Origin of the sequence: Mycolicibacterium lacusdiani (genome assembly GCF_021916785.1) — a bacterium.
GTDB classification, from domain to species: domain Bacteria; phylum Actinomycetota; class Actinomycetes; order Mycobacteriales; family Mycobacteriaceae; genus Mycobacterium; species Mycobacterium lacusdiani.
Map to the genome: position 1 here is coordinate 527,644 of NZ_JAKCFC010000003.1, position 23,861 is coordinate 551,504.

Genomic DNA, 23,861 nt, shown 5'->3' on the forward strand with positions numbered 1-23,861 from the left:
CGTCAGCGCGAGCCGGGGAACCCGCCCGCGACCGTGGCCGCCAACTCGACCAGCGCATCGCGAGTCTGGGGCCGCAGCCGATCCAGGTCGATCTCCGCGCCCTCTTCCAGATGCGGGTCGAACGGCAGCGTCTGGACCGACCGGCAACGCCGCGCGAAGTGGTCCACCACCTTCTCCATGTCGACGCGCGTACCGCCCCTGCCCCGGCGTCCACGCACCGCGTTGACCACGACGATGGAGTTGCGCACCAGTTCCTGGTAGCCGTGGGCATCGAGCCAGTCGAGCGTCGCCGACGCGCTGCGGGCACCGTCGACCGCGCCCGAGCTGACGATGATGAGCACGTCGGCCGTGTCCAGCACCGCCGACATCGCCGAGTGCAGCATGCCGGTACCGCAGTCGGTCAGCACCAGGCTGTAGTAGCGCTCCAGCAGCTCGAGAGTGCGCTGGTAGTCCGCCGAGCTGTAGGCCTCCGACACCGCGGGGTCACTCTCCGACGCCAGCACCTCGAGGCGGCTCGGTCCCCGGGAGGTGTAGCGGCGGACGTCGCTATAGCTGGTGATGCCCTCGGCATCGCGCAGCAGGTGGCGCACCGTCGACGGCGTCTCCAGCGGGACCTTTTGGCTCAGCGTGCCGCGGTCGGGGTTGGCGTCGACGGCGATGACCCGGTCGCCACGGATCGAGGCGAACGTCGCACCGAGCGTCGCGGTGACGGTGGTCTTGCCGACGCCGCCCTTGAGCGACAGCAGCGCGATGCGGTAGCACCCACGCAGCGGCCGGTCGACCTGCGCGGTGAGCGTCCTGCGCCGCAGGTCCTCGGGCCCCTCCCCGGCGTTGACGAGCGTGCCCGTGCCCAGGTACACGAAGCGGCGCCAGCCGTGGGCCGGCTTGCGCTTGGGCTGGCCGAGCAGCGCGACCGTCGTCGGGTCGAGGTACGGCGCGGGCAGCGAAGGCTCGGTGGCCGGCGGCGCGGCTTGGGCGGCCGCGGCCCGCAGCGGGGCGACGGGTATCCCGTGCGGCGGCGTCAGTGCGGTCCACTCCGGTGGCACGGTCTCCGACGGGTCGACGAACCGGCCCTGGGCCCGAAAGCTCAAGTCAGCCGACCCCTGCGTACGAGTGCAACCCGACCGTCACCAGGTTGATGAAGAACAGGTTGAACACCATGGCCACGAAGCCGACCACGTTGATCCACGCGGCCTTCTTGTCGCGCCAGCCGGCTGTCGACCGGGCGTGGAGGTACGCGGCGTAGACGACCCAGGCGATGAACGAGACCGTCTCCTTGGGATCCCAGCCCCAGTAGCGGCCCCACGCCTCCTCGGCCCAGATCGCACCGAAGATCACGCCGAAACCGAAGATCGGGAACGCGAAGATCGTCGTGCGGTAGGCGATGCGGTCCAGGGTCTGGGCGTCGGGCAGCCGCGAGACGATGGTCGCGACGACGCCGTCGCGGCCCGGTTCGTTCAGCTTCGACATCTTGACCAGGAACAGGATGCTGGCCACGCCTGCGACCAGGAACACCCCGGAACCCAGGCTGACCACCGACACGTGGATCGGCAGCCAGTACGACTGCAGCGCGGGCATCACCGGCGCGGCGTGGGTGTAGAGCCACTTGCCCGACACCGTCAGCAGGATCAGCACCGGCGCGAGCACGAACACCCACAGCGCGCGGAACTGCGGGCGGCGCAGCACGACCGCGGCCGCCACCAGCCCGCAGAAGCAGGTCAGGTTGATGAACTCGTACATGTTGCCCCACGGCACGCGCGAGGTGGCGAAGCCGCGCAGCACGATGCAGACGAACAGCATCGCGATGCCGACGTAGGCCAGCGCGAGACCGGCGCGGCCGATCCGCTCGTCGACCGGACGCCGGGGCGCGTCGGTCACGACGCCGGGCCGGGCGCTGTCGGCGGTCACGGAGCCGCCGCCGGAGGTCACCAGCTCGCGGGCCTCGACCTTGCGGCTCCGGCTGTAGGCCAGTTCGACGGCCAGCAGCACCAGCGCGGCGACCAGCACGACGACGGACGTCGTGAACGCCCAGTCCGAGTAGCGGGCCAGACCTATGTCGATGTCGTATGTGTTCACGCGATCCCGCCTCGATTGTCTTGCGACCCCGGCAGCAGCCGTTCGGTCAGCTTCTCGAACTCGTCGCCCCAGCCGGAGTTGTCGGTGCGTGCAAGGCCGCCCAGCTCGACGCCAACGGTACCCGCCCCGGTAGGCGTGATCCGAACCCACACGCGCCGTCGTCGCACGACCAGTGACACCAGCAGACCGGCCATCATCGTCATCGACCACACCAGCACCCACACCTGCGCTGGATCGTGGGAGACCTGCAGGTTGATGAACGGCTCGGCGCTGTCGAAGCGGATCACCGTGCCGTCGGCGAGCCGGGTCGACTCCCCCTCCGCGAGGTTGACGCGCGCTTCCTTCTTCAGGCGCTCCTGGCCGATCAGGCGCGGGTCGAGCGAGAAGATCGACTGCGGCCTGCCGGTGTCGAGGCCGGTGTCACCGCGGTACACGTCGATGGCCACCGCGGGGTCGTTGAGCGCGGGGAAGCTCGACGACAGCAGCGTCCCGTCCAGCTGCTGGGTGGGCGCGAACAGGCCCTGGATGGCGATCTGGTTGCGGCGCCGCTCGCGGTCGTCGGGGTAGGTGCCGCCCGGCGGGTCGAACCGCATGACACCCGACGACAGCAGCGTCAGTGCCTCGTCGGGCCGCCACTGCACGGTTTGGGTGCGGGTCTGGCCGTCCGGGAACGTGACGGTGAACGTCGGCGCGTAACCGTGGCCCTGCAGGTAGATGCGGTCGCCGCCGAGGCGCAGCGGGTGGTTGACCTCCAGCCGATACTGCCGCCAGGTGTCGGAGTTGAGGTCCGCACCCGCCTGGTACTCGACGTTCGCGGCGAACGACAGGGCCTGACCGCTGGGCAGGTAGTCGGCGTCGAAGTCGTTGACGCGCAGGCAGATCGGGTTCAGCGACGTGCCGTCCACGGTATTACCGGCGCGGAACGAGTCGAACGCCGCGGGCGACGCCGAACAGAATCCGGGCCCGCCGTTGGCGATGACGATCACGTTGCCCTCGTAGCCGAAGAGCTTGCCGACGGCGATCGCGACGAGCAGTCCGAGCAGCGAGAAGTGGAAGACGATGTTGCCGAACTCGCGCAGATAGCCCTTCTCCGCGGAGATCTCGGTGAAGTCACCGTCGGTGCGGGTCGTGCGCCGCCAACCCTTCAGGTTGCGTTCCACCTCGGCGACGACGGCTGCGGGCTCACCGGGCACGTCGGCCCGGTGGTGCTTGGGCAGCCTGCCCAGGTTGCGCGGCGCCGCCACGGGGGTGGCCCGCAGGCTGCGGACGTGCTCGGCCAGTCGCGGCGTCAGGCAGCCGACCAGCGACACGAACAGCAGCACGTAGATCGAGGTGAACCAGAAGCTGGCGAACACGTCGAACGCCTGCAGCCGGTCCAGCCACGGTCCGATCGTCGGGTGTTCGGCGAGGTACTCGTCGACCTTGCCCTGGTTCAGCGAGCGTTGCGGCAGCAGCGCGCCAGGGATCGCGGCCAGCGCCAGCAGGAACAGCAGCACCAGCGCGGTGCCCATCGACGTGAGCGTCCGCCACGTGTTGCGGATCAGCGCGAGTACGCCTCTCACAGCGGCAACCTGACGTCGCTGACGAACGCGTCGCGCACCCAGGACACGAACTCGGCCCACAGCCCCGTCACCAGCGCGAGGCCGACGAGGATCAGCAGCGCGCCGCCGAACAGCTGAATGGTCCGGGTGTGCCTGCGCAGCCAGCCGAGCCCGCGCATCGCCCGCGCCGAGCCGAAGGCCAACGCCACGAACGGGATCCCGAGCCCGAGGCAGTAGGCGATCACCAGCGTCACGCCGCGGGCGACGTTGGACCCCTCGGTCGCCGAGGCCATCGCGATCACCGCGGCCAGCGTCGGCCCCAGACACGGGGTCCAGCCCAGCCCGAACACCGCGCCGAGCAGCGGCGCCCCGGCCAGCGTCGACACCCGCTTGGGTGTGAACCGGGTGTCACGCTGCAGCGCGGGGACGAAGCCGATGAACACTAGGCCCATCACGATGGTCACCACGCCGCCGATGCGTTGCAGCAGAACCTCGTTCGCGATCAGCGTGGTCGTCATGCCGAGTACGGCCACCGTGCCCATCACGAACACCACGGTGAAGCCCGCCACGAACAGAGCCGTCGCGCCGGCGACCCGCAGCCGCGCCGTGCGCACCGCGACGCCACCCGGCTCGTCTTCCTCCACGCCGACGATCGCCGCGAGATAGGACAGATATCCGGGCACCAGCGGCACCACGCACGGCGACGCGAACGACACCAGCCCGGCGAGCGCACTGACCGTCAGCGCCAACGCCAACGGCCCGGTCGCCATCAACTGGTCGACCTGGTCGAAGGTGGCGGCGAGAACGGTCACTGCTGCTGGGACTTCACTTCTCGGCCGCCAGCCGCTCGACGACGGGCCGCAGGTCCTCGGCGAGCAGTTCGCGCAGGAACACCGCGGCCACCCGGTGCTGGCGGTCCAGCACGATCGTCGACGGGATCACCGTCGTCGGGTACTTGCCGCCGAACGCGATCATCGTGCGCATCGCGGGGTCGTAGATGGACGGAAACGTGATCTTGCGGTCGACGACGAAGTCGACGGCGGCGTCGCGGTTGTTGTCGCGCACGTCGATGCCGAGGAACGCGACCCCCAGGTCGCGGGTCGCGTCGTACACCTTCTGTAGCTCCGGCATCTCCGACCGGCACGGCCCACACCACTGCCCCCAGACGTTGATCACCACGACCCGGTTCTCGAAGTCGTTCAGCGACAGGGTCTTCGCGGGGTCCCGCAGTTCGGGGCCCTTGATCGGCCCCGGCTTGCCGCGCGCTTGCGGCGGGTCGTACAGGATGTCGGTCTTGCCGCCGGGCGCGACGAACTCGAACGTCCCGCCCTGTGCGACGGCGTCGTCCCCGGTGGAGCATCCGCTGAGCAGCACCGCCGACAGCGCCACCACACACGCGAGTAGACGTCTCACTACAGTCCCCAGGGCTCCGTGTAGCCCCAGCGGACCAATTCGTCACCGGCGAACGTGAACGACGTGATCGACGCGAGGTTGCACAACCTGCTGTGCGGCAACGGAAGATGCGGCAGCTTGCGGCCCGTCATCGCCCGGCGCAGCGTCTCGACCGGCAACTGGTGGCTGACGCACACGGCCTCGTGGCCGACGGCGCGCGCCCTGGCGCGGTGCAGCGCGGCCATCATGCGGGGCGCGATCTCCTCGTACGGTTCGCCCCACGACGGCCTGCGCGGGTTGCGCAGCTTGGGCCAATTCCGCGGGTCGCGCAGCGCGCCGTCGCCGGGCGCCACCTTCTCGCCCTCGAACTGGTTCCACGACTCGATGAGGTCGGCGTCGGTGTCGATGGGCAGACCATGCACGGCCGCGATCGGCCCGGCGGTCTCCTGCGCGCGCTCCAGCGGCGAGGCCACCACGTAGACGACGTCGTTGCGCGCCAACCAGTCTGCCGCGGACTGCGCCTGCAGCCGGCCCCGGTCGGACAGGTGGTAGTCGGGCAGGCGGCCGTAGAGCACCTGCTCGGGGTTGTGCACCTCGCCGTGGCGCATCACGTGCACCGTAGTGATCTCGGTCATGCGGGCCGCTCTGCTTCTGCTGCGGCCCGCGCCGCGGCAGGCAGGGCCGCACCGATCCGCTCGAACGCCTCGTCGTCGAGCGCAGCCGAGCAGAACCACGTCTCGAACGCGCTGCACGGCGGGTACACGCCCGCGTCGAGCAGCGCGTGGAAGAACGCAGGGAACCGCCACGTGTCGGTCGCCTTGGCCGACGCGAAGTCCGTGACCGGAGCGTCGGAGAAGAAGACGCTGAACATGTTGGCCGCGCGCGAGATGTGGTGTGCCACCGACGCTTCGGTCAGCGCGTCGCTCACCATGCCCGACAACCGGTCGGCGTTGGCGTCGACCTTGGCGTAGACGGCGTCGTCGGCGGCGCGCAGCGTGGCGAGCCCGGCGGCCATCGCGACCGGGTTACCCGACAACGTGCCCGCCTGGTACACCGGGCCGATCGGCGCGAGCCGCTCCATCACGTCGGCGCGGCCACCGAACGCCGCGGCGGGCAACCCGCCGCTCATCACCTTGCCGAACGTCAGCAGGTCCGCGGCGACGCCGTCGATGCCGAACCAGCCCGCGCGGCTGACGCGGAAACCGGTCATGACCTCATCGAGGATCAGCAGGGCACCGTGGGCGTCCGTGATGCGGCGCAGTTCGGCGTTGTAGCCGGGCAGCGGCGCGACGGTGCCCATGTTGCCTGCCGCGGCCTCGCTGATGACGCATGCGATCTGGTCGCCGAACTCGGCGAACGCGGCTTCGACGGCGGCGACGTCGTTGTAGGGCAACACGATGGTGTCGACGGTCGCAGCGCCGGTGACACCCGGCGAGGACGGCAGGCCGAGCGTTGCCACACCCGATCCCGCGTCGGCCAGCAGGGCGTCGCTGTGCCCGTGGTAGCAGCCGGAGAACTTGACGATCTTCGGCCTGCCCGTGAACCCGCGCGCCAGCCGGATCGCGCTCATGGTCGCCTCGGTGCCCGAGTTCACCAGGCGGATGCGCTCGACCGGCGCCACCCGCTCGATGATCTCGGTGGCGAGTTCGGTCTCGGCCGGTGTCGGCGCGCCGAAGGACAGGCCGTCCAACGCCACGCGCCGGACCGCCTCGACGACGTAGGGGTGCGCGTGCCCGAGCAGCGCGGGACCCCAGGAGTTGACCAGATCGACGTACTCGTTGCCGTCGGCGTCGGTGAGCCGGTAGCCCTTGGCAGAGGTGATGAAGCGCGGGGTGCCGCCGACGGAGTTGAACGCCCGCACCGGCGAGTTGACCCCGCCCGGGATGACGGCGGCGGCCTCGGCGAACAGGCGCGCCGATACCTCGGTGGATCGCTCGGCCGTCCGGCTACTAACAGGCATGACTCCAGTCTCCCAGTCGGCCCCCCAGCGTCAACTACAGGGTGTAGTGGGCCTGCACACGTCGCCTAGCGGGGCTGCACGCGCGCCCGGATCGGGCCCTTCGCCACCGTGGTGAACGGCACGTCGACGGGGAACTCGACGTCGATCGAGTGCACCCGGACAGCGCGGACGATGGTCGCCAGGGCGAGCGTGGTCTCGAGCATCGCGAAATGCTCGCCGATGCAGGACCTCGCACCGCCCGCGAACGGGATGAACTGCCAGCGGTTGCGCTTCTTCATCCGCTCGGGAGTGAAGCGGTCGGGGTCGAAGGTCAGCGGGTCCTCCCAGAGTTCGGGGTCGCGGTGCAGGGCGTAGATCCCGACGGCGACGAGCGTGCCCTTCTCCACCCGGTAACCGTCGACCTCGATGTCGCGCGTGGCCAGCCGTCCGACACCCGCCGCGGGCGGACACAGCCGCAGCGCTTCACGTAGCACCTGCACGGTGTAGCCGAGGCTGCCCACGTCGGCCGACGTGATCTCGCGGTCGCCGATCGCGGCGGCCTCGGCGGCGACGCGGTCCTGCACGTCCTGGTGGTGGCCCAGCGACCACAACGCATACGTCAGTGCCGTCGCCGTGGTGTCGTGGCCTGCGAGCATGAAGATCAGCAGGTCGTTGGAGATGTCGTCATCGGAGATCGGGCGCCCGGTCTCCGGGTCGGTCGCGGCGATCAGGGCGTGCACCAGCGGGGCGTCGCGGCCGGGGTCGGCGCGGCACGCTGCCAGGATGTCGTCGGTGACCTTGCGCATCGCGGCCACCGCGGTGCGGGCGCGCCTGCGTGCCGGGGTGGGCAACCAGCGCGGCGCGCGGAACGGCCGCAGCGCGCGGTCGGCGGTGTAGGACGACGCGACGTGCATGTGCGCCGCGATCTCGTCGGCGCGTTCGTTGAGGTCGATCCCCAGCACCGATCGGCCGAGCGACTGCATGGTGATCCTGCGGCAGGCCAGATCGAGGTCGACGTCGGCGCCGGCACTGGTGCCCGCGCCGCGGGATCGCCACTCGTCGACGAAGACCTGCGCGGCACGCGACATTTGGCCACCGAAGGCCTTCACGTGCGGCCTGGTGAACACCGGCTGCAGAGCGCGACGCCTGGGTCGCCACTGTTCGTTGGGCAGCACGAACAGACTGTCGCCCGCCATCTGACGTACTTCCTCGTGCACGATGCAGCGTTCGGAGAAGGCGTCACTGCGGCCGAGGACGTCGCGCACCGCGCTCGGCGACATCACCGACACCAGCGGCGGCACCAGCCACTTGGGTCCGATCGCCACGCGCGTGATGCGCCCACCAGCGGCGCGGATCACCTCCTGGCCGGAGTCGAGGTTGCGGACGGCCTTGATCAGCTCGCGGTAGGGCAGCGGGTTGCGCGGCACCAGCGGCAGCGCAGCAGGACTCGTCACGAGGCCTCCCTCTCGCGCCACGTCAGCGGTTCGCCCTCGCCCTTGGTCATCACGGTGCCCGCCATCACCCGCAGACGATACGGCCGCAGGCGCAGGACGGCGAACTGTTCGGCCGTGGGCCCGTCCGCCCACATGGGGATGATCCGCGGGTCGTAGCCGACGGGCTCGGGGCCGTGAAGGAACTTGTCCCACACGGCCTTTCGGGTCTCGTCGTCGGTGTGCCACTGCACGGTGCAGTCGGCGCTGCAGGTGTCGTGCGTCGGCGTCCAGTAGCTGACCGACATCTCGGGGTGGGCATCGAGGTGCGCCCGCTTGATCGGCGTCGGCACGGTGGCTATCCAGCCCGTCAGGTCGGTTCCGTCCCACTCCCACATGGGATGCAGGATGCGGGTGCGCGGGCTGCCGTCGGGGTCGACGGTCGCGACCGACGCCCACACGATGGCATGTGCCATGTCGCGGAACGCAGGCGCAATGCGGTCAAGCGAGTTCACGTCCCCGAGCCTAGGGTGCTACTCGTCGGTTTCGTGCCCCCTGGCGTCCTGATCGCCGCCCATCACGTCCTCGCGCTTGATCCCACCCTCGGCAACCTCGCCGTACTTCGGCTTGCCGTCGTCATCGAGCCACTCGGACACGGCGGTACCCGTGACGGTGTTGCTGGTGCCAGGCATCACGACCGTCTCCCGGCTGTCGTCCTGGCTCCTCGCCATCTCCTTGGCAGCCTCGCGATGCTCCTCGGTCACCTCGGGCTTCTCGGTGAGCTGCTGCTCCTGTTCGTCGGCGGCCTGCTCGCTCTTGTCGGTCGTGTCCTGGTCCGTCATGACCACTGGCTGCCCAATTGTGTGATTTACGAAACAGTGCGCCGGTCAGACCCGGGCGCCTCTCAGTGCCAGCGGCAGACTGGGCAGGAAGTGCCGCGCAGCGAACTCGCGAATCTGGTCGGGGGTGTCGAGGCGCTCGGCGGTCGGCAGCACCAGCACCATGGCCGCGTACCGCAGGATCGTGTCGGCGAGGTCGTCGACCACGTCGGCGCCCACCCGCTCGGCAAAGCCGGGCGGAAAGATGACCCGCAGTGCCTCGGCCATCCGCTCGATCGCCGCAGCCCAGTGCTGGCGCGCCAGGTCGACCACGAGCGCGGGTTCCTCGGTCATCATCCGGTTGAGCACCCGGTGACCGCGGAACCGCAGGATCGCGCTCGTGAAGGCCTCGACGTAGTAGTTCGACTGCGGTCCGGCCTGACTCAGCTCGTGCGCGATGTCGGCGAACAGCGCCACGTTCTCGCGCTCGATGACGGCGCCGACGAGTTCGTCGCGGTTGGCGAACCGGCGGTAGATCGTGGTTCTGCTGACCCCGGCGCGACGCGCCACGTCGTCGAGGGCCACCCGCCGGAAGCCGTGCCGCTCGAACTCGACGAGGGCCGCGTCGAGGATCAACTCCGTCGCGTCAGACCCGGCCATAGCCGGTCTGCGCGTAGGAGTTGTAGCGCACCGTCATCGGCAGCCGGTTCCACACCCAGTTCACCGGTGCGGACCGCCACAGCGCGGCGAAGGCCTGGTACGCCTTCTCCTGCCGGTCGGTCCACGGCAACTCGAGCAGGTCACGGGCCCGTGGCGGCAGCCCGCCGGTGGTGAGGAACGCCGCGACCGGGTTGAACAGCGGTGAGATGACGCGCCACGCCAGCGGTGAGACGCCCTTGGGCCTGGGGAATCCCTTGGTGACGTAGCCGACGCCGTACCGGGCCGTCTGGTGCGCGACGACGATCTCGTTCATCATCCGGTCCCAATACTCGACGAAGCCGGCGTAGTCGGCGGGCATGGGCCGGTCGCTGACGCCATAGCGGCGGTACCACGTCTTCGACTCGAGGTAGATCCGGTCCTTCTCGGCGTCGGTCAGACGCTTGACGAACGTGTCGGCGAAGTACAGCACCTGCTCGACGAACGTGGCATGCGCCCAGAAGTACGTCTCGGGGTCGAGAGCGTGGTACCTGTCGCCGCTCGGCATGTCGCCCTTGATGTCCCGGTGGAAGTCGCGCACCTGGGTGCCGGGATGGTCGTCGTCGCTGCCGTAGACGGTCGTCATGATCGGCGGAATGGACCGCTTGACCCGCGCGGCGGTGTCGTCGAAGAACACCGAGTGGTCCAGGACGCCCTGGCCCAGTTCGGCGAGCATGTTCTGCAGCACGGCGGGCCGGGGCCCGATCAGGTACATCCGGTTGTCGCCGAAGTACTTCCACACCAGCGAATCCGGACCCAGCGGCAGTGCGTCGTCGTGCGCGGCGGGCGACGCATCGGCGCGGCGTCCATTCTCGGCGAGTTCGGTCATGGGAACAGTGTTACAGAATCCGTACTTTGTACCAAGAGCGGTGTGAGCAGTGTCACCGGCCCCGCGCGCGAGCCACGCCGACCACGGCAAGCACGCCGGCGACCGTGGCCAGCACCAGTGACAGGGTGATCAGCGAGGGGTCATAGGCGTCGATGGTCCGCAGCGGCTCGTTGGCCGCGACCGGCGGCGCCAACTGACTCGACCGGGCGGCGATCCAGCACGCCACGCATCCCGCCGCCGCGAGCACCGCGACGACGAGTTCGACGATCGCGCGGACCCTCACGGCTCGTCCACCAGCGACTCGAGTGCGGCCCGGAGTTGACGGTGCTTGCGCGCCCACGCCTGCGCGGTCCTGGCGTTCGACAACTTCAACCCGATGCCCGTGCGACCCCGGGGCACGCCGGTCAGCTCGCCGATCGCGCGCGCCGACTGCCACTTCTCGACCTCCGACCCGGACGCCTCCGGGTAGATCCTGACGATCTCCGCAATCCGGATGGTCTCGGCGCCTTGGCGCAGGTACTCCGGCGTCAGCTCGACCGAGGTGTGGATGCGCGCCGCCTTCACCTGGATCGCCAGGAAGCCGGTGACCAGGACGAAGAACACGAACGGCACCAGCAGGTCGATGCCGTACCCGGCCCACACCTGGATCAGCAGCATGGCGCCGCCCGATGCAGGCCCGGCCGCGGCCCACCACCACGTGGCCCCGGGCTCGCGGAACAGCACCTGCTGGTCGGCGGCGGTCACGACGTCGCCCCCAACCACTCGCGGACCGGCTCGCGGCGCAACAGCAGGGCACCGGTGATCAGCAGGATCATCGAGACGCCGACGATCGCGATCACGGCGATGCCAGCGCCGAGCAGCAGCAAAAGCGCCATGAACGCGACCGACGCCATGGCCAGACCGACGCCCGCACTGGCGAACCGGGCCTCACCCCGACGGGCCCGGCCCGCGAGATAACCCTGCGCAAGGCCTGCGGCGATCAGGAGGACGCCGGTGACGACCACTAGTGGCGCACCGCCCTGGCTCAGCGTCAGCATGCCCAGCGCGGCGATCAACACCGCTGCGGTCACCCAGCACCAGAACGCGGTGTCCACGATGCGCGGGCGCTGCGCAGGGGTGTCGGGCATGGTCGGGCCAGCCTATCGGGTGAAGAACTCGTGAGCGTCCTTGCGGTGGAGCAGGTAGATGCCCCCTGCGATCAGCACGGCGCCGACGATCACGCACACCGCATACGCCGACGCGGCGACCGCGGACCGTTCGCTGCCGAACAGGTTGCCGACCACGTAGACCACCGATGCGGCAGCGCCACCTGTGAGCACGGTGCGCGCCCAGCGGTACCCCGCGCGCATCAGCAGCAGCAGCGTGGACACCAGCACCAGCACCACGACGGCGACGAAGCCCGCGAAGGCATCGACGATCCCGTTCATCGCGCGGGTGGGTGCGGTGACCTGGTCGACGACGTAGCCCGCCGTCATCAGGGGCAGCGCCACGGCCCACAGCCAGAACCCGGTCACCACGTCCTCCGGAGGGCCGTCCGGTGTCTGGTCGGTGGGTTCGGTGGGGTTCACGCCAGCCAGGTCGCGGCCTCGGCCGCCCAGTAGGTCAGCACGATGTCCGCGCCCGCGCGCCTGATGCTGATCAACGTCTCCAGCGCCACGGTGGGCAGGTCGATCCAGCCGTTCGCGGCGGCCGCGCTGATCATCGAGTACTCGCCCGACACCTGGTACGCGGCAACGGGAACCGGCGATATGTCGGCGGCCGCGCGGAGCACGTCGAGGTACGCCATTGCCGGCTTCACCATGATGATGTCGGCGCCCTCGTCGATGTCGAGTTCGACCTCGTGCAGGGCCTCGCGCGCATTGCCGGGGTTCTGCTGATAGGTGCGCCGGTCCCCGGCCAGGCTCGACGCCACCGCCTCGCGGAACGGACCGTAGAAGCCGGACGCGAACTTCGCGGCATAGGCCAGGATGACGACGTCGGTGTGGCCCGCCGCATCGAGTCCGTCACGGATCGCCGCCACCTGGCCGTCCATCATGCCGCTGGGGCCGACCACGTGCGCACCCGAATTGGCTTGTGCCACAGCGAGAGCGACGTACCGATCGTTGGTGGCGTCGTTGTCCACCCGGCCCTCGACGTCGAGGACGCCGCAGTGCCCGTGGTCGGTGAACTCGTCGAGGCAGGTGTCGGCCATCAGCACGGTGGCATCACCGACCTCGGCCGCCAGGTCCCGCAGCGCAACGTTGAGGATCCCGCCCTCGGCGGTGCCGACCGAGCCGAGCGCGTCCTTGTCCTCGTCACGCGGGACGCCGAAGAGCATCAGTCCACCGACGCCTGCCGCCACCGCATCGGCGGCGGCGCGACGCAGCGACTCGCGGGTGTGCTGCACGACGCCGGGCATCGACGCGATGGGGCGCGGTTCGTCGATGCCGTCGGCGACGAACATCGGCAGCACGAGATGCCTTGGCTCCAGCGACGTCTGAGCCACCAGCCGGCGCATGGCCGGGGTGCTGCGCAGCCGCCGGGGGCGGTGACGGGGAAAGGCCACTGGGGATTACCGAAGCGTGGAGGTCGCCACGCCTAGCGGCGACGGCTCTTCTTGCGCGGCGGCGGCAGTGCACCCTCGGCCCGCAGCCGGGCTGCGTGCTCGGCGAGCGCCTCGACCAGCGGGCCCACGGCCGCCGTCTCGGGCTGCACGTCGACGCGGAGGCCGAATTCCGCTGCGGTCTCGGCAGTCTTGGGTCCGATGCACGCCACGATCGTCCTGGCGTGCGGCTTGCCCGCGATGCCGACGAGATTGCGCACAGTCGAGCTCGACGTGAAGCACACCGCGTCGAAGCCACCGGTCTTGATCATCTCGCGGGTCTGGGCCGGCGGCGGTGCGGCACGCACCGTGCGGTAGGCCGTGACGTCCTCGATCTCCCAGCCGCGGTCGCGCAGACCCTCGGCCAGTGTCTCGGTCGCGATGTCGGCACGCGGCAGCAGCACCCGGTTCACCGGATCGAAGATGTCGTCGTACGGCGGGAACTCGTCGAGCAGGCCCAGCGAGGACTGCTCACCCGATGGCACCAGCTCGGGGTTGATCCCGAACGCGCGCACCCGGTCGGCGGTGGCCTGTCCGACGCACGCGATCTTGACGCCGGAGAACGCCCGCGCGTCCAGACCGAACTCGTTGAACTTCTCCCAAACCGCGCGAACGGCATTGGTGGAGGTGAACACGACCCACTGGAACCGGCCGTCGACCAGACCCTTGACCGCACGCTCCATCTGGGCGGGGCTGCGCGGCGGCTCGACGGCGATGGTCGGCACCTCGATCGGCAGCGCGCCGTGACCGACGAGGCGATCGCTCATCTCGCCAGCCTGGTCCTTGGTGCGCGGGACGAGCACGGTCCAGCCGTACAGCGCCCGGCTCTCCCACCAGTTCAGCTTCGCGCGGTTGACGACGGTCTTGCCGATGGTCGCCACCAGCGGGCCGGCGAGCGGACCGCTGGGCTCGCTGCCCGCGAGCGTGGCCTTGTCGAGCAGACCCGACAGCGACGTCTCGACCGAACGCTGCTGGCACGTGGTGCCGTTCGCGGTCACCACGCAGGGCGTGGTGTCGGTCAGGCCGTACTCGATCAGCGTGCGGGCGGCCTCCGGCAGGTGCGACGCCGTGGCGTGCAGGATCAGCGGGCCGGGGGCAGCGGCCAGCGCAGCCCAGTCCACGTCACCGCGCACGTCGGCGACGGTGTGCGAAGAGCCCAGCGGCAGACCGGCATACGTCGGCACAGCCGTCGTGGCGGGCAGCCCGGGCACGATCTCGAAGTTGGCCTGCGTCCGCGCGACCGCGGTCACCTCGGCCAGCACGGCGTCCACCGACAGCGGATCGCCCGCGACCAGTCGCACCACGTCGACGCCCGTGCGAGCCTCGTTGACCAGGGTCTTGGCGACCTCGGCCGGGTCCCCGAGCGCGGGACGCACGTCCACGCCACTCGGCAGGCCGGCACCCGTCGGTACGGCGTCGGCGTCGCCCGTCGGGTCGTCCACCGGCGCTTCGGGGCCCGATGCCGGAGGCAGGTCCGACCCGATCAGGGCCAGCACCGCCTCGGGCACGTCTGGGTCGGTGAAGGCCAGCGCAGCATTGGTGAGCACTGTGCGTGCCCGCGTCGTCAGCAGGCCGGGGTCACCCGGGCCTGAACCGACGAAGGTGATGCGGCCGGGCTTCAGCTTGCGCCCTCGGATGGTCATCCTTCGCTCCCGCTTTCAGTCCGCTCCGCCAACAGATCTCGCGCACCCAGCTCGAACAACTCCGTGGCCACCGAGAGCCCTAGCTCTCGTGCCCGATCGGGAGCCCCGATGCCGGACGCACGGATCACGTCGGATCCGTCCAGCGTCGCCACGCAGCCGCGCAACGACAACTCATCGAAGACATTGCCCTCCTCGTCGATGGACTCGACCACTTCCGCGATCGCACCCACCGGCGCGGAGCACCCCGCCTCCAGTTCGGCGAGCAGGACACGCTCGGCGGTGACCGCGGCGCGCGTGTCGGGATCGTCCAACTGCCCGAGCAGCGCAACCAACTCGACGTCGCCCGCACGACACTCCACTGCGAGCGCACCTTGAGCCGGCGCCGGCAACATCTGCACCGGCTCAATCGTCTCGGTGACTGCGTCGAGCCGACCGATGCGGGCGAGACCCGCACGGGCGACGACGACGCCGTCGAGATCACCGCTAGTAACCCTGTTCAACCTGGTGTCTAGGTTGCCTCGTAGGGGGCGAATTTCCAAACCGAGACCCAGTGCTCTAAGCTGCGCCGTCCGCCGCGGGCTCGACGTGCCGATCACGGAGCCGGACGGCAACTCCCCCAGCACCATTCCGTCGCGGGCCACGAGGGCGTCGCGGGCGTCCTCGCGTGGGGGTATCGCGGCGATCACGAAGCGCTCGTCGTTGGCCGTCGGCAAATCCTTGTACGAGTGCACCGCCATGTCGACCCGGCCGTCGGCGATCGCCTCGCGCAGAGCCTGGGTGAACACGCCGACGCCGATGTCGGCGATGGGCGCGCTGGAGCGGTCTCCGTCGGTGGAGACGATGACCAGTTCGGCGGCGTGCCCCCTGGCGATCAGAGCGTCCCGGATGGTCCCGGCCTGAGTGGTGGCGAGCAGGCTGCCTCGGGTGCCGATCCGGATGATCGTGTCATTGCTCGATGCGGAAGTGGGCAAGCGCTACTCGGTCTTGTCCACGTCGGAGGGCAGGGGCAATTCGCCACCGGCGACGGCATCGACGGCCTGCGGGTCGAGTTCGAAGAGTTCGCGCAACGCCTCGGCGTAGCTGTCGCCACCCGGCGCTCCCGCGAGCTGCTTAACCCGCACCGTCGGAGCGTGCAGCAGCTTGTCGACGACGCGTCGCACGGTACGGGCGACCTCGTCGCGGTGCGCCGAGTCGAGCCCGGGCAGCCGGTTGTCGAGCCGCAGCAGTTCGGCCTCGACCACGTCGGCCGCCCGCTGGCGCAGCGCCGTGACGGTGGGCGTCACCTCGGCCATCCGCTGGCCTGCGAGATAGTTGGCGACCTCTGCGGCGACGATCGCCTTCGCCGCCTCGGCGTCGGCCGAGGCCGCCCGCGCCGACGGCTCGCGCTGGATGCGGTCCATGTCGATGACGTACACGCCGGGCAGCCCTGCCACGGCCGGATCGACGTCGCGCGGCATGCCGAGGTCGCAGATCACCAGTTGCTTGGGTTCCTGGCCGTGCGCCAGGCCGCGGTGCACGTCGGCCAGAGACACGACGGGGCGCACTGCGCCGGTACAGCTCACCACCACGTCGGCGTCGGTGAGCAGCGGCGGCAGATGGTCGAACGGGAAGGCATGGGCGTCGACGCCCTGGCTGCGCAGGTTCGCCACCACGCGCTCGGCACGCGGCAGCGAGCGGTTCACCACGTGCACCCGACCGATGCCGGCCCGCACCAGATGTGCGGCCGCCAGAGCGCCCATCGAGCCCGCGCCGACCACGACGGCGCTGCGCCCGGCCAGGCCTGACACACCTCCCTGGTCGCTGCGCTCCTGCCCGCCGGACAATTTGGCGTCTGCCATGTCCAACGCCACCGACACCACCGAAGCGCCCGCGGCGTCGATGCCCGTCTCGGAGTGCACGCGCTTGCCGACCGACAGTGCGCGCTGGGACAGCTCGTGCAGGATGCGGCCGACGGCGTGGTTGGACTCGGCGGCAGCGTAGGAGCGGCGGACCTGGCCGAGCACCTGCTGCTCGCCGATCACGGCCGAGTCCAGCCCGCTGGTGACGGCGAACAGATGCTCGACGGCGGCCTCGGCGTAGCGAACGTAGGCGTACTTGGTGAGATCGCCCAGTGACATCCCGGAATGGTCGGAGAGCACCTGACCGACGACCGACAGGCCGCCGTGGAATGCCTCGACCACGGCGTAGACCTCGACCCGGTTGCAGGTCGAAAGGATCATCGCCTCGGTGACCAGGGAGGATCGGAGCAGTTCTTCGACGATCTTGGCCTGATCGGACTCGTCGGTGCTCAGACGTTCGAGCACGGTCACGGGCGCGCTGCGGTGCGAAACACCGAATAGGAGAACGCTCATGGCCTCGTCACCACGATTTCCAAAGGTAGTCGTTGGTTAGTCACGAAACCAAATTGCTGAGCAACGTCACAGCCCGTCGTACGTCACACCCGTCGTTCTGCGCCTTCAGCCCAACAGGTCCGAGCGCAGCCGCGCCTCGTCGACCTCCCAGTAGCTGTGCTCGCGCCCGTCGAGCAACACCACCGGCAGCCGGTCGCCGTACTCGGCGCGCAGCGCGGCGTCCCCGGCCGCGGCGGCCGCGTCGACGTCGGTGGTGGTCATCTCGAAGCCCAGCTCGGTCGCCAGCCCGGCGAGCTGGGCGCCCGCCCGCTCGCACAGGCTGCAGCCGGCACGCGTGAGCAACTCCACCTGATGCCTCATGACTGCCAGTATCGCGTCCCCTACTGTTGAACCGTGTCCGACTCCAGGGCTGACGCCGATCCCGCCGCGCGCGCCGACGCGGAGGTGCTGGTCGACCAGAACGGCGTGCTGGCGCAGGCCACCACCCCGCAGGCACCGCCTCCCGACCTGACCGCGGCCGCGTTCTTCGACGTCGACAACACCCTCGTGCAGGGCTCCTCGCTGGTGCACTTCGCCAGGGGCCTGGCGGCGCGCAAGTACTTCACCTACGGCGACCTCGCCCGCTTCGGCTACGCCCAGGCCAAGTTCCAGCTGACCGGCAAGGAGAACAGCGACGACGTCGCCGAGGGCAGACGCAAGGCGCTGGCGTTCATCGAGGGCCGCCCGACGTCCGAACTCGCCGAGCTGGGCGAAGAGATCTTCGACGAGATCATCGCCGACAAGCTGTGGTCCGGCACCCGTGCGCTCGCCCAGATGCACCTCGACGCGGGCCAGCAGGTGTGGTTGGTGACCGCGACGCCCTACGAACTCGCCGCGACCATCGCCAACAAGCTCGGTCTGACCGGTGCGCTCGGCACGGTCGCCGAGTCGGTCGACGGCGTGTTCACCGGGCGGCTCGTCGGCGAGATCCTGCACGGAGCTGGCAAGGCCCACGCGGTGCGGTCGCTGGCCATCCGGGAAGGGCTCAACCTCAAGCGCTGTACCGCCTACTCCGACAGCTACAACGACGTGCCGATGCTGTCGCTGGTCGGGACCGCGGTCGCGATCAATCCCGACGCCGCGCTGCGTGACGTCGCGCGCAAGCGTGGTTGGGAGATCCGGGACTTCCGCACGGCCCGCAAGGCCGCCAGGATCGGCGTGCCGTCGGCCCTGGCACTCGGTGCCGTGGGCGGAGCGCTGGCCGCGGTGGTCTCCCGCCGCGACGGCAACTGAGCAGGCCGCCCCGACCGGCGCTGATAGGCTCGCGCCGCTTGGACTGCCAAGACCGACTGCCCGGGGAGCACCACCAACCATGAGCATCGCCGCCGACATCATCGGAACCCACTACCGGTATCCGGACTACTTCGAGGTGGACCGCGAGAAAGTCCGCGAGTTCGCCAGGGCCGTCAAGGACGACCATCCCGCGCACTACACCGAGGCCGCTGCCCAGGAGTGCGGCTACGACACGCTGATCGCGTCGCTGACGTTCGTCGCGGTGGCCGGGCGGCGCGTGCAACTCGAGATCTTCAAGCAGTTCGACGTGCCGATCAACCTCGAGCGCGTCCTGCACCGCGACCAGAAGCTGATCTTCCACCGCCCCATCGTGGTGGGCGACAAGCTGTGGTTCGACTCGTACCTGGACTCGGTCATCGAGTCGCACGGCGCCGTGATCACCGAGGTCCGTGCCGAGGTGACCGACGACGAGGGCAAGCCGGTGCTCACCTCGATCGTCACGATGTTCGGCGAGGCGAGCCGTCACGAGTCCGACGAGGTCAGCGCCAAGATCGCAGCTGGCCGCGATGCGGCCCTGGCCAGAATGGTCGCCGGGCAGAGGTCCGAGACGCCCGCGAGCGCAGCCGAGTAGCTCCGACTAGCCGAGGAACGTGTTGCCGCGGTTGGCGAGCAACTGGTACAGCGTCTGCTGGATGGTCTCGCGCACCTGATCGGTCAGTTCGAACGTGACCATCGGGTCCTCGGCCATCGACTCGTCGAAGTCCTCGGTGACGATCGGCTCGCCGAACTGGATGTGCCACTTGGACGGCAGCGGCACCAGGCCCAGCGGACCCGCGAGCGGGAACAGCGGGGTCACCGGGAAGTACGGCAGCCCGAACAGGCGGGCCAGCAGCTTCACGTCCGCGAGCATCGGGTAGATCTCCTCGGACCCGACGATCGAGCACGGCACGATCGGCGCGCGGGCGCGCAGCGCGGCCGATACGAACCCGCCACGACCGAATCGCTGCAGCTTGTAGCGGTCGCGGAACGGCTTGCCCAGACCCTTGTAGCCCTCGGGGAACACGGCCGTCAGCTCGCCGGCGGCGAGGAGGCGGTGCGCGTCGGCAGTGCACGCCATGGTGTGCCCGGCCTTGCGCGCCGCCTGCCCCATCACGGGCATGTCGAAGACCATGTCGGCGGCCAGCAGTCGCAGATCCCGGTGACCGGGATGGTTGTCGTGGACCGCCACCGAGGCCATCAGCCCGTCGAGTGGGAGCACTCCCGCGTGGTTGGCGACGATGAGCGCCGCACCGTCGAGCGGCAGGTTCTCGATGCCGCTCACCTCGACGCGGAACCACGACTTGAACAGCCCACGCAGCAAAGGCAGGAAGATCGCGTTGTTGAGGTGCGGGTCGAAGCCGAACTCGTCGACCTCGTAGTCACCGCTCATGCGCTTGTGCACGAATTCGGCCACCGCGGAGATGCGCTGGGCCAGCTCGTTGGGCGTCTCGTCGGATTCGGGTGAGCCACTTACCGAACTGCGCCGCTCGTCGATCTCGCGGACCACCGCGGCGATCTGCTCGGCGGACGCGCGCGTGCCGGCATCGGCCATCAGGGACGGATGTCTGCGCGAACTCTCCGCCCTCGCCGCGGACCGGCGCGCAGCCGACGCCCGCCCTGAATTGCCGTGCAGCGGAATTACTTTCGCCTTCGAGTCACCCGCCACGTCGTTTCCCTCTTCCACCCCGGTTCAGACCCCTGGCCCTACCGGCCCCAACGCTGCGCCACTGCTACTGCGCGATTCTCCACCGAGCGTACCCAGCGCGGGTCGATGATCGGTGTCAAAGCGCGCCCGCGCACGTAATCGTCAAAAGCCTCCGCCGTGCTCCACTTTGGGATATAACCCAGGTCCTTGCGCATCCGCGAGGTGTCCATGACACGTCCGTAGCTCAAGTAGTTCAACTGTTCGCGATCGACCTCAGTGTAACGGGTCGCGCGTCTCAGCGAATCAACGGCAGACAATGCCGATTTCGGCACCGGCAGCCGTACGCGGCCCGAACGCCGGATGGCCTGCGACATCATGATGATGCCCGAGGCGCCGATGTTGAAGGTGCCCGGGCAGCCGGCAATCGTTGCGCGCTCCATGGCGCCGAGCGCATCCTGCTCGTGCAGCAACTGCAGGCGGGCGTCGCGGCCGAGGACGAACGGCACGACCGGCCCTGCCAGGTAGCGCGACAGCGCCGTGTCCATGCCGGGGCCGATCATGTTGGCCAGCCGCAGGATCGTCACCGCGATGTCCGGCCTGCGCCGCGCCAGGCCGCGGGCATAGCCCTCGATGTCGATGCTGTCGCGGGCGAAGCCCTCGCCGGGTGGCCTGCGCGAACTGCCGTCCTCGGTGAACATCACCGGGTCGTGCGCGCTCGAGCCGTAGACCTCCGACGTGGACTTCAGCACCACCCGGCGCACCGACGGCGCCTTCTGGCACGCGGCGAACAACTGCATCGCGCCCATCACGTTCTGTTCCTTGAGCGCTGCCCGGCCACCCGACCGCGGTGCGTAGGAGGCCGCAGCCGCGTGCACCACGGTGTCGACGTCGCCGTTGCGAATGACCTTCGCGATGAACGGGTTTCGGATGTCGGCCCGGACGAACTCCGCCCGGCCCATCCGCCGCTGCAGATCCTTGCTCGGCGTCACCGCGTCGACCGCGATGACGTGATCGATCAGAGGATTCTGCGCGAGACGCGCGACGAGATAGCCACCGAGGAACCGGCATGCGCCGGTGACCAGAACCACCTTCGGGTGGTGCACCGGATCCCGTGGCTCGGCAGCTCCGCCCTGGCCCGGCCCCTGTGGGGGCCGCCCGCCCGAGCGCCCGTCAGCATCCATCGCGTCAGCCTAACGGCCGCGAATAAGGACTACTTACCGAGTTTTCTGCGCTGCACCCGGGTGCGACGAAGCAGCTTGCGGTGCTTCTTCTTCGACATGCGCTTGCGCCGCTTCTTGATGACTGAACCCATTTACTCCGCTACCTATGCAAAACCGAAGACAACCGGGGCCGACGATCTCGAATACGCCCCGTGAACTGACCTGATCACCTTACCCGGCAGGCACCGGCGGAGCGAAAACGCCCGTCGGTGGCCACCTCGGTGCGACCTGGCTAGCCCGCGTCGAAGTACGACGTCTCCAGGAGGTCGTGCACCGCCTTGGCGTGCACACGGAAGGACCGGCCGACCCGGACGGCGGGAAGTTCGCCGTTGTGGACCAGTCGGTAGACCGTCATCTTGCTGACCCGCATCAGGCTGGCCACCTCGGCGACGGTGAGGAACTGCTGAGCACGTGCCGGTTGGCCGCCGTCGCCGCTGCCGGCGGCAGCGTCACGCGCAGCCTTGCCGCCAGCAGAATCGCGCGCCGATGGTCCGTTCATAGACGTCATCGCAACCCAATCAATCAGGCACGTCCTTGCCAGCGGCTTCCCCACCGCTGGCGCAGGTACGTGCATACAACGAGGAGAATAGCGTGGCGGGTGATGTTATTGCGACGGGTGTGGGGTAATCCGTCCGAAATTCATGAACTACTCAGATGTAATTCTTAGCTGCTCAGAGCGGGTTTTTGCCGCCGATACGGCGTTGCCGACCGCAGCGCGCAAACCACCCCGTTCGAGTTCCCGCAGCCCAGCGGCAGTGGTACCCCCCGGAGACGTCACGGTGGCCCGCAGCTGGGCCGGGCTGGTGTCCATTGCTGCGCCCCCCTCGGACGGCTGGGTGTCGAGCCGCTCGAGGAGCATCGCGGCCGAACCCGCCATCGTCTGCGCCACCAGATCGGTGGCCACCTGACGCGGCAGCCCGGCGTCCACGGCGGCGTCGACGAGCGCCTCGGCCATCAGGAAGAAGTACGCCGGCCCCGAGCCCGACACCGCCGTCACGGCATCCATCTGGGACTCCGGCACCACGACCACCCCGCCGACGGCGTCGAAGATCGCTGCGACGTCCTTGAGCTGCTCGTCGGTGGCGTAGCGGCCGCGTGCCAGCGCGCTCACGCCCCCGCCGACCACCATGGGCGCATTGGGCATCACGCGGATCACCGGCGACCCGGCGGGGAGCTTCGACTCGAAGTACGCCGTGCCCACGCCTGCGGCCACCGACACGATCACCTGCTCGGCGCTGTCGTCCTCCGCACGGGCCACGGCGTCGGCGATCTCGCTGACGACGCCCGTGACGTCGGCGGGCTTCACGGCCAGGATGACGTAGGTGGCGTTCTCCGCCGCGTCGGCCACCGACGTCAGCAGCACCGAATACGTCTCGGACAGGTGCTTGGCGCGTTCGGGGCTCTTCTCGGCGACGGCGAGGTCCTTCGCCTGCCGCCCGGCCCGGATCAACCCGGCCAGCAACGCTTCACCGATGCTTCCGCCGCCAATAATCGCGATTCTCGACACGGGGTGAAGCATCCCACGCCCGCGGGCTCACGCCTCGGCAGGCACCATCGCCAGCTGGCGTGACTGCACGATGACGTGGCCCTTGGCGTCCACCACGACGTGGTCCTCGTCGAACCACTCGTGGCCGATCTGCATCGTCGTGCACAGCACGCGCAACCAGCCGTCGGCGGGCACGGCGCGCAGGTAGGCCGTCAGCTGCACCGTGGGCGCCCAGCCGAACCTGTTCACCCCGAAGGTGACCGGTGCCGACACGTCGCCGCACACCAGCGCGAACAGCACGTCGGGCGCGCAGTCCCGCGGGCGGACCCAGTACTCGATGACGGGCGGTCCACCGTCGGAACGCGGCTGCATCGTGGTCAGCGACGGGCGGATGTCGCACCCACGCGCCAGGTGCACGATGTCGGCCATCGGGTGCCCCGGACCGATCGGATCGAGCCCCGGCGGCGGGTCCGGCGTCATCAGCGGGATGACGGGATTGTCCGACAGCAGCGGTGCGTCGTCGGTCTCGAGTGCGGCGAGCGTGATCACCGCGTGCACGGCCACCCGGTCGCCCTGGCTCAGCTCGACGTCGACGAGGTTGACCCGCCTGCCGCGCTTGCGGATGGTCGCGGTCACCCGCTGCGGCCCGGGATCCGGCGCCCACAGGAAGCTGCCCGAGACCGCGATGGGCTCGACGCCATTCGTGCCGAGCGCCTGGCGCGCCGCATTCGCGCACAGGGCGAGCATCACGCCGCCGTGCACCTTGGGCCCGATGGTCCAATTCTCGTTCAGCTCACCGTCGAAGCGGCTGACGGTCCCGTCGCTGGACACGGGCGTCAGCCGCATGGCATCGGTGAACGACGTCGACGCGGACACGCCGGTGGAACTCGAATCGGTGGTCAA

Annotated in this window: 29 protein-coding genes; 2 read left to right on the forward strand and 27 right to left on the reverse strand. The window is 69.6% G+C overall.

The window, feature by feature from the left end; genetic code table 11:
* Positions 1-2: 2 nt before the first annotated feature.
* The 21 genes from LOK44_RS12205 to LOK44_RS12305 all read right to left on the reverse strand — a co-directional run bounded on the left by LOK44_RS12205 (position 3) and on the right by LOK44_RS12305 (position 17,656).
* Positions 3-1,091, reverse strand: coding sequence for a MinD/ParA family ATP-binding protein (locus LOK44_RS12205; protein WP_237570228.1), 1,089 nt, complete (start codon positions 1,089-1,091; stop codon positions 3-5).
* A 1-nt stretch (position 1,092) separates the two neighbouring features.
* Complete coding sequence (ccsB, locus tag LOK44_RS12210) at positions 1,093-2,076, reverse strand: c-type cytochrome biogenesis protein CcsB (protein ID WP_237570229.1); 984 nt, start codon at positions 2,074-2,076, stop codon at positions 1,093-1,095.
* Positions 2,073-3,587, reverse strand: a complete 1,515-nt coding sequence (locus LOK44_RS12215) for a cytochrome c biogenesis protein ResB (RefSeq protein WP_237570599.1) — start codon at positions 3,585-3,587, stop codon at positions 2,073-2,075. Before LOK44_RS12215 ends, ccsB begins: the two co-directional genes overlap by 4 nt.
* A 47-nt stretch (positions 3,588-3,634) precedes the next feature.
* Positions 3,635-4,387: a cytochrome c biogenesis CcdA family protein gene (locus LOK44_RS12220; protein WP_237570600.1), complete on the reverse strand. Its 753-nt coding sequence runs from the start codon at positions 4,385-4,387 to the stop codon at positions 3,635-3,637.
* 55 nt (positions 4,388-4,442) lie between these two features.
* On the reverse strand, positions 4,443-5,030 hold the full coding sequence (locus tag LOK44_RS12225) for a TlpA disulfide reductase family protein (protein WP_237570230.1): 588 nt from the start codon (positions 5,028-5,030) through the stop codon (positions 4,443-4,445).
* Entirely contained in the window at positions 5,030-5,644 is a 615-nt protein-coding gene (locus tag LOK44_RS12230) for a histidine phosphatase family protein (protein ID WP_237570231.1), read from the reverse strand. The genes LOK44_RS12225 and LOK44_RS12230 overlap by 1 nt, the downstream gene beginning before the upstream one ends.
* Positions 5,641-6,969, reverse strand: coding sequence for a glutamate-1-semialdehyde 2,1-aminomutase (gene hemL / locus LOK44_RS12235; protein WP_237570232.1), 1,329 nt, complete (start codon positions 6,967-6,969; stop codon positions 5,641-5,643). The genes LOK44_RS12230 and hemL overlap by 4 nt, the downstream gene beginning before the upstream one ends.
* 65 nt (positions 6,970-7,034) lie before the next feature.
* Complete coding sequence (locus LOK44_RS12240; protein ID WP_237570233.1) at positions 7,035-8,402, reverse strand: cytochrome P450; 1,368 nt, start codon at positions 8,400-8,402, stop codon at positions 7,035-7,037.
* Positions 8,399-8,893, reverse strand: coding sequence for a pyridoxamine 5'-phosphate oxidase family protein (locus LOK44_RS12245; RefSeq protein ID WP_237570234.1), 495 nt, complete (start codon positions 8,891-8,893; stop codon positions 8,399-8,401). The genes LOK44_RS12240 and LOK44_RS12245 overlap by 4 nt, the downstream gene beginning before the upstream one ends.
* 18 nt (positions 8,894-8,911) lie before the next feature.
* Complete coding sequence (locus LOK44_RS12250; protein WP_237570235.1) at positions 8,912-9,220, reverse strand: hypothetical protein; 309 nt, start codon at positions 9,218-9,220, stop codon at positions 8,912-8,914.
* Between the two features lie 45 nt (positions 9,221-9,265).
* Positions 9,266-9,856, reverse strand: a complete 591-nt coding sequence (locus LOK44_RS12255; RefSeq protein ID WP_237570236.1) for a TetR/AcrR family transcriptional regulator — start codon at positions 9,854-9,856, stop codon at positions 9,266-9,268.
* The gene (locus tag LOK44_RS12260; protein ID WP_237570237.1) at positions 9,843-10,721 is read right to left on the reverse strand and encodes an oxygenase MpaB family protein; all 879 of its coding nucleotides are present in this window, start codon (positions 10,719-10,721) and stop codon (positions 9,843-9,845) included. Before LOK44_RS12260 ends, LOK44_RS12255 begins: the two co-directional genes overlap by 14 nt.
* Positions 10,722-10,773: 52 nt before the next feature.
* Complete coding sequence (locus tag LOK44_RS12265) at positions 10,774-11,004, reverse strand: hypothetical protein (RefSeq protein ID WP_237570238.1); 231 nt, start codon at positions 11,002-11,004, stop codon at positions 10,774-10,776.
* The gene (gene mce1N, locus LOK44_RS12270; RefSeq protein ID WP_504928325.1) at positions 11,001-11,465 is read right to left on the reverse strand and encodes a transport-regulating membrane protein Mce1N; all 465 of its coding nucleotides are present in this window, start codon (positions 11,463-11,465) and stop codon (positions 11,001-11,003) included. The genes LOK44_RS12265 and mce1N overlap by 4 nt, the downstream gene beginning before the upstream one ends.
* Complete coding sequence (locus LOK44_RS12275; RefSeq protein WP_237570239.1) at positions 11,462-11,848, reverse strand: hypothetical protein; 387 nt, start codon at positions 11,846-11,848, stop codon at positions 11,462-11,464. The genes mce1N and LOK44_RS12275 overlap by 4 nt, the downstream gene beginning before the upstream one ends.
* Before the next feature lie 12 nt (positions 11,849-11,860).
* Positions 11,861-12,298, reverse strand: coding sequence for a hypothetical protein (locus LOK44_RS12280; RefSeq protein ID WP_249783464.1), 438 nt, complete (start codon positions 12,296-12,298; stop codon positions 11,861-11,863).
* Complete coding sequence (gene hemB / locus LOK44_RS12285; protein WP_237570241.1) at positions 12,286-13,266, reverse strand: porphobilinogen synthase; 981 nt, start codon at positions 13,264-13,266, stop codon at positions 12,286-12,288. The genes LOK44_RS12280 and hemB overlap by 13 nt, the downstream gene beginning before the upstream one ends.
* 32 nt (positions 13,267-13,298) lie before the next feature.
* Positions 13,299-14,945, reverse strand: a complete 1,647-nt coding sequence (locus tag LOK44_RS12290; protein ID WP_237570242.1) for a bifunctional uroporphyrinogen-III C-methyltransferase/uroporphyrinogen-III synthase — start codon at positions 14,943-14,945, stop codon at positions 13,299-13,301.
* A complete protein-coding gene (gene hemC / locus LOK44_RS12295; RefSeq protein ID WP_237570602.1) occupies positions 14,942-15,886 on the reverse strand; it encodes a hydroxymethylbilane synthase in 945 nt (314 codons plus the stop codon). Before hemC ends, LOK44_RS12290 begins: the two co-directional genes overlap by 4 nt.
* A gap of 33 nt (positions 15,887-15,919) precedes the next feature.
* Positions 15,920-17,296, reverse strand: a complete 1,377-nt coding sequence (locus LOK44_RS12300; protein ID WP_237570243.1) for a glutamyl-tRNA reductase — start codon at positions 17,294-17,296, stop codon at positions 15,920-15,922.
* A 105-nt stretch (positions 17,297-17,401) separates the two neighbouring features.
* Positions 17,402-17,656 carry a glutaredoxin family protein gene (locus LOK44_RS12305; RefSeq protein ID WP_237570244.1) on the reverse strand — a complete coding sequence of 85 codons (255 nt, stop codon included), beginning with the start codon at positions 17,654-17,656 and terminating at the stop codon, positions 17,402-17,404.
* 84 nt (positions 17,657-17,740) lie between these two features.
* Here LOK44_RS12305 and LOK44_RS12310 point away from each other — a divergent pair, with 84 nt between their 5' ends.
* Entirely contained in the window at positions 17,741-18,568 is an 828-nt protein-coding gene (locus LOK44_RS12310; RefSeq protein WP_237570603.1) for an HAD family hydrolase, read from the forward strand.
* Positions 18,569-18,647: 79 nt separating this feature from the next.
* Positions 18,648-19,199 (forward strand): FAS1-like dehydratase domain-containing protein, encoded by a 552-nt coding sequence (locus tag LOK44_RS12315; protein WP_237570245.1) that lies wholly within the window; start codon positions 18,648-18,650, stop codon positions 19,197-19,199.
* A gap of 6 nt (positions 19,200-19,205) precedes the next feature.
* Here the strand turns inward: LOK44_RS12315 and LOK44_RS12320 are convergent, their stop codons facing one another.
* The 6 genes from LOK44_RS12320 to LOK44_RS12345 form a co-directional block, all read right to left on the reverse strand.
* Entirely contained in the window at positions 19,206-20,273 is a 1,068-nt protein-coding gene (locus tag LOK44_RS12320; protein ID WP_237570246.1) for a lysophospholipid acyltransferase family protein, read from the reverse strand.
* Positions 20,274-20,311: 38 nt separating this feature from the next.
* Positions 20,312-21,433: an SDR family oxidoreductase gene (locus LOK44_RS12325; protein ID WP_237570247.1), complete on the reverse strand. Its 1,122-nt coding sequence runs from the start codon at positions 21,431-21,433 to the stop codon at positions 20,312-20,314.
* Between the two features lie 29 nt (positions 21,434-21,462).
* A complete protein-coding gene (locus LOK44_RS12330; protein WP_003402602.1) occupies positions 21,463-21,564 on the reverse strand; it encodes a 30S ribosomal protein bS22 in 102 nt (33 codons plus the stop codon).
* Between the two features lie 140 nt (positions 21,565-21,704).
* Positions 21,705-21,980: a helix-turn-helix domain-containing protein gene (locus LOK44_RS12335; protein ID WP_237570248.1), complete on the reverse strand. Its 276-nt coding sequence runs from the start codon at positions 21,978-21,980 to the stop codon at positions 21,705-21,707.
* Positions 21,981-22,118: 138 nt separating this feature from the next.
* On the reverse strand, positions 22,119-22,979 hold the full coding sequence (gene proC, locus LOK44_RS12340; RefSeq protein WP_237570249.1) for a pyrroline-5-carboxylate reductase: 861 nt from the start codon (positions 22,977-22,979) through the stop codon (positions 22,119-22,121).
* Positions 22,980-23,006: 27 nt separating this feature from the next.
* The gene (locus LOK44_RS12345) at positions 23,007-23,834 is read right to left on the reverse strand and encodes a thioesterase family protein (RefSeq protein WP_237570604.1); all 828 of its coding nucleotides are present in this window, start codon (positions 23,832-23,834) and stop codon (positions 23,007-23,009) included.
* Positions 23,835-23,861 lie beyond the last annotated feature (27 nt).

Coding starts and splice junctions, on each gene's coding strand:
- LOK44_RS12215 (WP_237570599.1), bottom strand. CDS start 3,587: ATGGGCACCGCGCTGGTGCTGCTGTTCCTGCTGGCGCTGGCCGCGATC.
- LOK44_RS12220 (WP_237570600.1), bottom strand. CDS start 4,387: ATGGCGACCGGGCCGTTGGCGTTGGCGCTGACGGTCAGTGCGCTCGCC.
- LOK44_RS12230 (WP_237570231.1), bottom strand. CDS start 5,644: ATGACCGAGATCACTACGGTGCACGTGATGCGCCACGGCGAGGTGCAC.
- hemL (WP_237570232.1), bottom strand. CDS start 6,969: ATGCCTGTTAGTAGCCGGACGGCCGAGCGATCCACCGAGGTATCGGCG.
- LOK44_RS12250 (WP_237570235.1), bottom strand. CDS start 9,220: ATGACGGACCAGGACACGACCGACAAGAGCGAGCAGGCCGCCGACGAA.
- LOK44_RS12255 (WP_237570236.1), bottom strand. CDS start 9,856: ATGGCCGGGTCTGACGCGACGGAGTTGATCCTCGACGCGGCCCTCGTC.
- LOK44_RS12260 (WP_237570237.1), bottom strand. CDS start 10,721: ATGACCGAACTCGCCGAGAATGGACGCCGCGCCGATGCGTCGCCCGCC.
- LOK44_RS12275 (WP_237570239.1), bottom strand. CDS start 11,848: ATGCCCGACACCCCTGCGCAGCGCCCGCGCATCGTGGACACCGCGTTC.
- LOK44_RS12290 (WP_237570242.1), bottom strand. CDS start 14,945: ATGACCATCCGAGGGCGCAAGCTGAAGCCCGGCCGCATCACCTTCGTC.
- LOK44_RS12300 (WP_237570243.1), bottom strand. CDS start 17,296: ATGAGCGTTCTCCTATTCGGTGTTTCGCACCGCAGCGCGCCCGTGACC.
- LOK44_RS12305 (WP_237570244.1), bottom strand. CDS start 17,656: ATGAGGCATCAGGTGGAGTTGCTCACGCGTGCCGGCTGCAGCCTGTGC.
- LOK44_RS12315 (WP_237570245.1), top strand. CDS start 18,648: ATGAGCATCGCCGCCGACATCATCGGAACCCACTACCGGTATCCGGAC.
- LOK44_RS12325 (WP_237570247.1), bottom strand. CDS start 21,433: ATGGATGCTGACGGGCGCTCGGGCGGGCGGCCCCCACAGGGGCCGGGC.
- LOK44_RS12330 (WP_003402602.1), bottom strand. CDS start 21,564: ATGGGTTCAGTCATCAAGAAGCGGCGCAAGCGCATGTCGAAGAAGAAG.
- LOK44_RS12335 (WP_237570248.1), bottom strand. CDS start 21,980: ATGACGTCTATGAACGGACCATCGGCGCGCGATTCTGCTGGCGGCAAG.